Below are 1,280 nucleotides of genomic sequence, written 5' to 3' on the forward strand. Positions count from 1 at the left end.
GGACACGGCATGCCGCCCACCGCCTGGCACAGGCTGGGGAACAGCAGGGCGCTGCCTGGGGTGGTCACGTGGGTGTCCCCGCCGGGGGAGGTCAGGATCAGGGTGCCGTCAGCGAGCTGCTTTTCGGTCCAGCCCAGGAAAGTTTTGACCAAATGATGAAAAGTGCAGTAGCACTTCATGTTCCCCGCATGCGTGGGCCCGCCCTGGGCGTACGGGATGGTGTGGTCGAGCTGGCAGTCCCAGGCCGGCACCTCACAGCCGGGCCAGCGACACGTTAAGTCCCGGCATTTGACGAAATCGGCCAAGGCTTTCGACGGCCGGTAGTGCGGTTCGGGGGCGCAGTAGCCGGGATGGGCCACCGGTACCAGGGTCGCGCTCTGGGCCAGCTCGCCCAGCAGTTCGGGGGTGATCAACCCGTCAGCGCTGACCTCGGAGGCGGGGGTGGTGTTGGTGCCGTTGAGGGTTGCGTGTTCGGCGATGACGTGGATGGCCACCGGCGAGGCGGGCTTCTTCTTCGACGCGGCGGTGCAGTCGGTGCGCTGGCAGCGGCAGGCCAGCCGATCCGCGCCGGCGGCCAGCGCCCCCAGGGCGTCGGCGCGGCGCTGTTCGCGGGTGCGTGGATCGTGCGGGCAGACGGTGGCCGCGAGCGCGGAGAGCCGCTTGTCCAGGGCGTGGGCGTCGGGGGTCAGAAATGTTCCTTCGATGCGGGAGATGCCGTCTTGATCCCCGCCGATCCACACCTCCCGGTCGGCTTGCTGCTTTTCGCGTCGCCGCAGCGCGTCACGGTCGTGGCCGGCCACGATCTTGTCGACTTGGGCGGCCAGTCGGCCCCTGCTCAGCGAGGGCCAGCGGCCCACATTTTCTGCGATCAACTCATCGACGCGGGCCAGGATCGCGGGGTCCTCGATCGCATCGGTGTGGTGGGCGATGGTGGCGAAAGCGCGGAAATCGATGTCCCCGGCACGAAACACGTCCCCGGTCTTGGGCAGCCGTTCACGCATCACCCGGGCATAGTGCAGGCGGCTCATCGCCAGCCCCCGGCTGATCCGCAACCCCGCACCGACTTCGGCGGCCACCGCGGCCATGGCATCGATGACCCAGTTGTCGTCATAAGCGCAGTGGGCGAACCGGTGGGCGAACAACTCCCCGATGGCGAGCAGTTGCGCTGCTGCGGCTTGATTCTCGATCCGCGCCGCGGCCCGAGTGCGGTCCAGCCACCTCGTGGTCTCAGCGGTCGTGTTGGTCAATGCCTCCCGGCGCGTCAGGTTCTCATCCAGCCA

At 68.3% G+C, this 1,280-nt stretch carries 1 protein-coding gene; it reads right to left on the minus strand.

The annotated features are described in order from the left end of the window. Positions 1 to 1,277 (minus strand): HNH endonuclease signature motif containing protein (locus BST27_RS30425; RefSeq protein WP_428842050.1); only part of this gene is annotated, 1,277 nt, incomplete at its 3' end. Positions 1,278 to 1,280 lie beyond the last annotated feature (3 nt).

The organism is Mycobacterium intermedium, from assembly GCF_002086275.1.
Classification (GTDB): domain Bacteria; phylum Actinomycetota; class Actinomycetes; order Mycobacteriales; family Mycobacteriaceae; genus Mycobacterium; species Mycobacterium intermedium.